This window comes from Arthrobacter sp. 10T413_2, from assembly GCF_056394205.1.
The window spans coordinates 22,568-30,858 of the sequence record NZ_JBFTHK010000039.1 but is presented as its reverse complement, the minus strand read 5'-3'; the positions used below and the strand labels follow the sequence as shown (position 1 = coordinate 30,858).

Sequence of the window (8,291 nt, the reverse complement as noted above, 5' to 3'; positions counted from 1 at the left end):
CCGCCGGGCTCCTCGGCGATCGTTGCCGTCGTCGACGACCTCTACCTCGACCGCGTCGACAAGGCGGTCGGCAAGGCCACCAAGAAGGTCAGCAAAGCCATCGACAGTGGTGACTACGACGCCGTGGTCAAGGCCGTGAACGAGGGCGACGACAAGATCATCGAAGCCGCTTCGTCCTGATCGGCCGACGCAACTCCGGTGAACCCTGTGGCGGACCGCCGGCGCACGAACCGACAAACTCTCCGCCCGGGCGCCGCGTCGGATCCGCGCGAAAAACTCCACTCTCGACTACATCCAGGCCAGCGTGCCCGGCGAGTCACGAGGTGGGGCCAGAAACAACCGCCTACCGGTGCCATCCAAACCTGCCATAGTCACGTGGGGTCAAACTACGTTCCCCGTCATATTGAGTCGGGATGCGTGGACCGGAGAGGACAGGGGGCGTCAGGCCCKGAAACCCGCGACGTCACCTGCCCAGACCAGGACGAGGATCATTCCGGCGTAACCCGAAGGTGATGTGCCGCTCGTGCAGGTCCGCCCCCACGAGCGCGCGCCACAGCGCAGTGGTTTGGACGGGTTTAGCCCTCGGACTCAGCCTCCGCCTCGGCCATAGCCTCGGTCAATTCGAGGGCGAAGCCCAGCGCGCTGGCGAGGTTGCCGGTAGCCGCCACGATCCGGGGGGTGCCGACGATCGGGGCAACAGCGATCAAGATGCCCTGAACGTCCTCACTCGTGATGCCGACATCCATCGCTGTACTGGCATTGAAAAAATAGGACGCGGMCGGGGCATCGACGGCGGCGAGGGCAGCGATCCGGGCCAGCATCAACTCGCGAGGGCCAAGAGTCGAGCGTTCAACCGATACGGCGGTGATGTCGGCGAGGGCGTCCAGGATCGGGGTTTCTTCTTCGGCCATGGCCATGTCTCCATCTGGTTGCGGTGATTGGGTGCCGAGTGGCGCGACCAGGGCCGGTCGCTGCGACTCGACATCAACGTAACCCGCAAAAGCGGAGGATGACATCACCCCCATGGGATGAACCGATGCTCGGCCACGCCGTGGCGGCCGCAGCGCATCGACAGGAATCTTGAATGCGACGCCCCCAATGCTGCCTACTCCGCCGGTCAAGCGGCACGGGACCGGCGCCGGATGGCGCTGAACGGCAGGAGGATAAACAGGGCGAGTGCCAGGTAACCGAACACGGCGACGACTGGCTGGACCAGCCCAACCAGGATCATGGCAACGTACACGCCCAGCGTGGGTGTGAGCCGTTTAGTGAGGGTCTTCACATCCTCATCAGCCAGATCCGGGCGCACGAGATGCGCGCGGACAGCATATCGCCAGGTCACCGAGATCATGATCATCGATAAGAGCAGGTTGATGCCGTAGACGGTCGCCGCGATCCGCTCGGGCCCGGCTTCGTGGATGAATTCGGCCAGCAACTTCGTCGGAAACGGCAGGAACGACACAACCAGGAGCAGTAACAGGTTCAGCCGCACGAACACCGAGTCGGCATGGTCGAGGTATTCGGTGATGACTGTGTGGGCAAACCAGACCGCCCCAATCGTCGAGAAGCTGACTAAATAGGCTAAGTACGACGGCCACAGGTCGACCAGCGCGCCGACGAGGTCCTCGTGGGAGCCGGCAGGGACCGAGATCTCCAAAATGAGGAGCGTTATCGCGATGGCGAACACGCCGTCGCTGAATGCTTCCATCCGCCCGGTCCGATAGGCAGACGGCCGAGGTTGCGGCTGCCGGGCACCAACCTGGTCATCCATGGGACAAGCATGACAGCCGCCTTTGGACATCCGGCTCATCCGCAGCGAACGATCTATTTAAGGAAGACGTGTCAGCAACGGGGCAGACGCGTGACCGTCAGCGCCGTGTGCGACGGAGGACATTCCACGCGATGTTCTTCGCGGCACCACTCGCCGCGAAGTGAATACGCACCCATCGAGGCGCGCGGCCAAGCGTTCCACGCCGGTGCCTTCCTGCGGTTCAGTAGTTAGAGGTCTCTTACCGGGCGTACGGCTGAGACCCCACATCAGGCTGCCAGCGGGGGTGCCGTCGCCGGGGTCTAGGTGGTGCCGTCGCGGAGCATGGCCCAGAGGACGTTCAGTCTGCGGCGGGCGAGGGAGAGCATGGCCTGGATATGGGTCTTGCCTTCGGTGCGTTTTCTGTCGTAGTAGGCCCGTGAGGCGGGGCAGCTTTTCAGCGCCGAGAGTCCGGAGAGGTAGAAGACGCGCAGGAGTCTGCGGTCGTAGCGGCGGGGGCGGTGGTAGTTTCCGCTGATCCGTCCGGAATCCCGGGGCGCGGGGCGCGGGGGCGAGGCCGGCGACGCCGGCGACGCCGGCGAACCGGTCCGCGGTTTCAAAGACAGCGAGGTCTCCGCCGGTGGCGCCGAGGAACTCCGCGGCCAGGACGGGTCCGAAGCCGGGCATGCTGAGCAGGGTCCGGGTGTGCCGGTGTTCGGTGACCTTCTCGCTGATCAGCGCATCGAGGTCGGCCAGTTCCTCGTTTAGGGTGATGATTTCCCGGGCGAGGGCGGCGACGATTAGCTCCCCGAGATGCTGGGCCGGGACGGTGGTGTGCTGGGATTTTGCCGCGTCGACGGCGGCCTGGGCGACCGCTGCGGACGAGCGGGTGCCGTGTTTCTTAACCCACGCGTCCAGCCTGGCCTGGCCTGTGCGGCGGATCCCGTCCGGGGTCCGGTGTTTGGTCAGCAGCAACAGGGCCGCTTTGGAGCGGCTGTAGTCAAAGGCCCGCTCCAGCGCGGGGAAGTATTCGAGCAGTCCCGTCAACACCATAAGGACAGCACCCGAAGGACCAGAGCATGACAGAAGCCGATAGGTAATTGACAATTTCTGTAATACGGCGGGGGTCTCTGCTAGCCAAGAGGGCCGGGATCGTTCATGCTTAGCTATGACCTMAATGCCGAGCCAGTACCGGATCATCGCGGTATGCACCGGAAACATCTGCCGGTCCCCGATGGCAGAGCTCATGCTGGCGGAGGCATTCCGTGCCGAGCGCCTCACCCGGGCGGTGGTCGATTCGGCAGGAACCACCGCGTATGAGGCCGGCCGGCCCATCGATCCCCGGGCCGCGCGCAAACTCACCTCCCAGAACATTGCCTCGGACGGCCACGTGGCGCGCGAATGGCGCCCTGAATGGTTCGTCAGCCGCGAGCTGATCCTGGCCCTCGACGTCGACCACTACGGCTGGCTCCGGCAGGCGGCACCGGACCGCGAGTCCCTGGCCAAAATCCGCATGCTGCGCAGCTTCGACCCCGCGGTGGCGGACAAGGACCCGCTGGAGCAGGGCATCGAGGACCCGTGGTACGGCGGCCACACCGACTTCGACACCACATGGAACCTCATCCGGGCCTCCGTTCCGGGGATCGTGGAGCACGTCCGCACCCAACTTAAGCGCCGGGACGGGGACCATCACGGCAGTGATCAACCCAATGCACAGCAGCGGGTACGCTCTATTTCATGAGCCCCGCACCCGTCATCATCGCAATCGACGGGCGGTCCGGCTCCGGCAAKACCACCCTGGCCATCGAGCTGGCGGCGMGCCTCCGGGAACACCACAAAGTCTCGCTCTTCCACCTGGAGGACATCTACCCCGGCTGGAACGGGCTGGCGACCGGCATCGAACGTTACGTCACCACAGTGCTGTCGCCCTTGCGTCGCGGGGAGGCCGCGGAGTGGGTCAGCTGGGACTGGGAGCGGCACTACGACGGCGAAGTCCGMACCACGCGCCCGGCCGAAATTGTCCTGGTGGAGGGCGTCGGCGCCGGTGCCGCAGCGGCGCGCCCGCTGCTGGACGCGGTGATCTGGGCCGATTCCTCCGCCCCCGACCGCCGGGCCCGCGCGCTGGCCCGGGACGGCGAAAGCTATGAACCGTTCTGGGACCAGTGGGCAGCCCAGGAAGATCAGTGGCTGGCGGCTGACGACGTCCCGGCCCGCGCCGATGTGCACGTGCTCAACCGTGCGGACGGTGCCGMCCCCGACGACGTCCTCCAGGCCCTTCAATACCTTCCGGCCGTCGCGCCCGCGCTGGTGCCCGAACTCKCCATCCGACGCGCCCTGCAGTTGCGGGCTGAACGGATCGACGCCGATCCTGACGCCGCGCAACTGTTCGATGCGCTCTTCGGCGGCTCAGCCAACGCCGTGTGGCTCGACTCCTCGCTGGATCGGGCGGGCCTCGCCGCGGAGGCTGCGGAACGGTGCCGCTTCAGCATCCTGGCCGACGACGGCGGCCGCTTCGGCCAGGCGGTCCGGCACAGTTCCGGCCTGACCCGCGTCAKCGCGGGCCAGGCCACGGCGACCACCGACGGCCCGTTCTTYCGCTGGCTCGACGGCGTCTGGGGTCGCCGGGCGCTCCGGGCCCCCGAAGACTATCCGTGCGGGTTCACCCTGGGCTGGCTCGGGTACCTGGGCTACGAACTCAAGCGCGAAACCGGCGGCACCGACGTCGCGTCCCCCACACCGGACGCCTGCCTGATCTTCGCCGGCCGCGCCGTCGTCCTGGACCATGCCGAGGGCACGGCCTGGCTGCTGGCCCTGGACACGCCCGACGCCGACGACTGGCTGACGACCGCCCGCGGGGCTGTGGCCGCCGCAACGGCGGCCGGTTCCGGAGTGTCCGGCTCCGGTGGAACCGCGGCACTTCATTCGACCGCGCCTCAGCTCGCGTCGCCGCAGTTCACCGCCCGAGACGCGGAAGCCGGCTACAAGGCCAAGGTTGCCGAGGCTCAGCGGGAGATCGCGGAAGGCAATACCTACGAGGTCTGCCTGACCACCGCGCTCACCGCGGCCACATCCGCGGTCCTGCACGACGTAGGCCCGGACGGCCTGGATCCGTGGCAGACCTATCTGGAGCTGCGGCGTCGCAACCCGGCTCCCTTCGCCAGCTATCTGCGGTTTGACGGCCTMGCGGTGGCGAGCACATCTCCGGAGCGTTTCCTGCAGATTGCCGCGGACGGCAGGATGCGGGCCGAGCCGATCAAGGGGACGCGCGGCCGGGATGCGGACCCGGGTGCGGACGCGGCCCTGCGGCAGGAACTGGAGACCTCGGCGAAGGACCGCGCGGAAAACATCATGATCGTGGACCTGCTGCGCAATGACTTGAGCCATTTCGCCGTCCCGGGTTCGGTGGCCGTCAGCCGCCTGTGCGCGATCGAAAGCTACGCCACGGTGCACCAGATGGTGAGCACCATCGACGCTCAGCTCCGGCCCGGAATGCCGCGGGCCGAGGCTGTCGCCGCCTGCTTCCCTGCCGGTTCGATGACCGGCGCCCCGAAAGTCAGCACCATGGCCATCCTGGACCGGCTGGAGGCCGCCCCGCGCGGCGTGTACTCCGGGGCGATCGGCTATTTCTCCCTGAACGGGGCCGCCGACCTCGCCGTGGCGATCCGGACCCTGGTGGTCCGGGCCCTCGGCGACGGAACGGCGGAACTGAGTCTCKGCGTCGGCGGTGCCGTCACCGCCGATTCGTCCCCGCAGGAGGAATACGAGGAAATCCGGACCAAAGCGTTCGGGATCCTCTCGGCGCTCGGCACCGAGTTTCCCCCAGGCTGAGTTCCGCGAGGCTGAGTTCCGCCAGATCTGACGTCCCCGGACCCTGACGGCACCGCACAGCAGTTCCAGCAATGCCGGGGCTATTGCAGCGTTGCCGTCAGCCTCGACACGTTGTCCACGTATTTGACCTTCATGGGCCGTTTCATCCAGTCATCCAGCACGAGTTCGTGCGAGATGCTGCGGTAGGTGTCTTCAACCTCACGGATCCGCTGGACGATGTCCTCGCCAAGGAGCATCACGGACACCTCGAGGTTCAGCGAGAAGGAGCGCATGTCCATGTTGCTGGAACCCAGCACGGCAACCTCGTTGTCGATCGTGAAATGTTTGGCGTGCAGCACGAACGGCGCCTTGTAGAGGTAGATCCGCACGCCTGCCTCGAGCAGGGCCTCGTAGTACGACTGCTGCGCGTGGTGGACCAGGAACTGGTCGCCCTTTTCCGAGACGAAGAGTTCCACTTCCACGCCGCGCTGCGCCGCCGTCGTCACCGCGTAGAGCAGCGAGTCGTCCGGGACGAAGTAGGGGCTGCAGAGCGAAATCTTGTGCTGCGCCGAGTAGATGAGGGTGTTGAAGAGCCGCAGGTTGTTCTCGGTGATGAACCCGGGGCCGCTGGGGACCACCTGTGCTGTGATGTTTCCGGGGTGGGGCTCCGGCCGGTGCGCCAGCTGCTCTTCAAGGGACTCGTCGGTTTCGCTGAGCCAGTCCGTCGCGAAGACCACATTCAGGGTGGTGACAATCGGCCCGCGCAGACACGCCATGAGCTCCACCCATTCACGGCCCACCTTGCGGTGCTTGGGATTGTTGTAGGACGGCTCAATGAGGTTCTGGGATCCCGTGAAGGCGATCTCGCCGTCGATCACCATGATCTTGCGGTGGTTGCGAAGATCCGGCCGGCGCCACTGGCCGTGCACCGGGCTGAGCGGCAGCATGGGCCGCCAGCGGATCTTGCTGGCCTTGAGCCGATCCTTCAGCCTGCGGTAGCCCTTGATGCGGAGCGTGCCGAGGTGGTCGAAGAGGACGCGGACCTCGACACCGCGCTCCGCCGCTTCCTCCATTGCGGTCAACAGATCGTCCGTGACGTGGTCCGAACTCATGATGTAGAACTCGGCATTGACGAAGGACTTGGCTCCGCGGACCGCCTCGGTCATCGCCTTGATGGAGTCGGGGTAGCCGGGCAGCAGCTCCACGCTGTTGCCATCCACCATCGGCAGCGATCCCAGCGTCTTGTTCAGTTCAGAGGCGGACGCCACCCATTCGGGTCCGCTGTAGCGGCTTTCGTCCGCCTGCAGCTCCGATGTCCCCGCCCGGATCCGGGTGTTGACGGCCTCCTGCTGGGCGCGGCGGCGGCGGGAGAGCCGGAAGTTGCCGAACAGCAGGAACAAGAGCAGACCCAGGGTGGGCACAATGAAGATGCCCAGGAGCCAGGCCATCGCGGTGGTGGGCCGCCGGTTCCCTGGGATGATGCCCAGGGCCAGCACCCGGATGGCGAAGTCGATCAGGGTCAGGATCACAACCGCCCAGGACGGTAAAGTCTCCGCCAGCGGAAATGGCCACAGCACAGGCGAACCCCTCAAGCTTCAGGCCCGCGGAACAGTTCCGGAACGGGCAACGAGCAAATCCTATCCCGGGACCGGCGAGACTAAGCTGTAGCCATGACCTCTCCTGCCTCTGTGCCCGCGCCCGCGACCGTGCTGGTCTTCCTCGATCCGGCGTTCGAGGGCKGCCGCGTCGCTGACGCATCGAAGCCGCAACTGATGGCCACGGACCTGGGCGCCACCCGCGGCGACGGCGTTTTCGAATCACTGCTGGCCGTGGGCGGCCGGCCCCGCAAGATCCAGGCGCACCTGACMCGGCTGGCCGGCTCCGCCCGCCTGCTGGAGCTGGCTATCCCCGCCGAGGACGCCTGGCGGCGCGCGGTGGAGACCGCCATCGGCGAGTACCGGCGCCAGGATCCTGCCGTGATCGCAGCCGGCGGCACGGACGATGACGAAGTAGTGGTGAAGCTGCTGGTCACCCGCGGGCCGGAAGGCGCCGCCGCACCCACCTGCTGGGTCCAGGCGTCCGCCCCCGGGGCGGCGGGCCGCCGGCAGCGCGAGACTGGAATCGACGTCATCCTGCTGGACCGCGGCTACGACAGCGAAGTMGGCGAGCGCGCGCCCTGGCTGCTGCTCGGCGCCAAGACCCTCTCCTACGCCGTGAACATGGCAGCGCTGCGCTACGCCCACGAGCACGGCGCGGACGATGTCATCTTCACGTCCGCGGACGGCCGGGTCCTGGAGGGACCGACGTCGACTGTTCTGCTGGCACACCTGGAAACGACGGACGACGGCGCCGGCGGCGTTCGCACGATCCGGCGGCTCATCACCCCGCAGCTGGACAGCGGCATCCTCCCGGGCACCTCGCAGGGCGCCCTGTTCACGGCTGCCAAGGCTGCCGGCTGGGAGCTGGGCTACGGCCCGTTGGAGCCGAAGGACCTGCTGGACGCCGACGCCGTCTGGTTGATCTCCAGCATCCGGCTCCTGGCGCCGGTAAACCACATCGACGGCCAGGAAATCGGCACCCCGKAACTGCGTCGGCAGCTCACGGCCGAGCTCAACGCCCTCTTCGCCACGATCGAATAGCCGGAGGCACGGAACTCCGCACCGAGGGCAGCCAGCACGGCGAACCCTGAGAACACTGCGTAGAGCGGCAGCGCCGGGAGTGCCCACAAGTAACGCAG

6 protein-coding genes and 2 pseudogenes are annotated in these 8,291 nt (G+C 66.9%); 4 read left to right on the top strand and 4 right to left on the bottom strand.

The window, feature by feature from the left end; translation table 11 throughout:
• Window positions 1–180, top strand: a pseudogene (locus AC1DBQ_RS08965) (DUF1269 domain-containing protein); the annotation flags it as partial.
• A gap of 395 nt (window positions 181–575) precedes the next feature.
• Here AC1DBQ_RS08965 and AC1DBQ_RS08960 read toward each other — a convergent pair.
• From AC1DBQ_RS08960 to AC1DBQ_RS08950, 3 genes and pseudogenes are all read right to left on the bottom strand, one after another.
• The gene (locus AC1DBQ_RS08960) at window positions 576–911 is read right to left on the bottom strand and encodes a carboxymuconolactone decarboxylase family protein (protein WP_476928168.1); all 336 of its coding nucleotides are present in this window, start codon (window positions 909–911) and stop codon (window positions 576–578) included.
• A 206-nt stretch (window positions 912–1,117) separates the two neighbouring features.
• The gene (locus AC1DBQ_RS08955) at window positions 1,118–1,708 is read right to left on the bottom strand and encodes a TMEM175 family protein (RefSeq protein ID WP_476928167.1); all 591 of its coding nucleotides are present in this window, start codon (window positions 1,706–1,708) and stop codon (window positions 1,118–1,120) included.
• 362 nt (window positions 1,709–2,070) lie between these two features.
• Window positions 2,071–2,767: pseudogene (locus AC1DBQ_RS08950) on the bottom strand (transposase); the annotation flags it as partial.
• Between the two features lie 148 nt (window positions 2,768–2,915).
• Here AC1DBQ_RS08950 and AC1DBQ_RS08945 point away from each other — a divergent pair.
• Both AC1DBQ_RS08945 and AC1DBQ_RS08940 read left to right on the top strand, forming a co-directional pair.
• Complete coding sequence (locus tag AC1DBQ_RS08945) at window positions 2,916–3,488, top strand: low molecular weight protein-tyrosine-phosphatase (RefSeq protein WP_476928166.1); 573 nt, start codon at window positions 2,916–2,918, stop codon at window positions 3,486–3,488.
• Entirely contained in the window at window positions 3,485–5,575 is a 2,091-nt protein-coding gene (locus AC1DBQ_RS08940) for a chorismate-binding protein (protein ID WP_476928165.1), read from the top strand. Before AC1DBQ_RS08945 ends, AC1DBQ_RS08940 begins: the two co-directional genes overlap by 4 nt.
• Before the next feature lie 80 nt (window positions 5,576–5,655).
• On the opposite strand, the gene cls is transcribed toward AC1DBQ_RS08940, so the two are convergent.
• Complete coding sequence (cls, locus tag AC1DBQ_RS08935) at window positions 5,656–7,131, bottom strand: cardiolipin synthase (RefSeq protein ID WP_476928164.1); 1,476 nt, start codon at window positions 7,129–7,131, stop codon at window positions 5,656–5,658.
• 93 nt (window positions 7,132–7,224) lie between these two features.
• On the opposite strand from cls, the gene AC1DBQ_RS08930 reads away from it, so the two are divergent.
• Window positions 7,225–8,193, top strand: a complete 969-nt coding sequence (locus AC1DBQ_RS08930; protein WP_476928163.1) for an aminodeoxychorismate lyase — start codon at window positions 7,225–7,227, stop codon at window positions 8,191–8,193.
• Window positions 8,194–8,291: the final 98 nt, after the last annotated feature.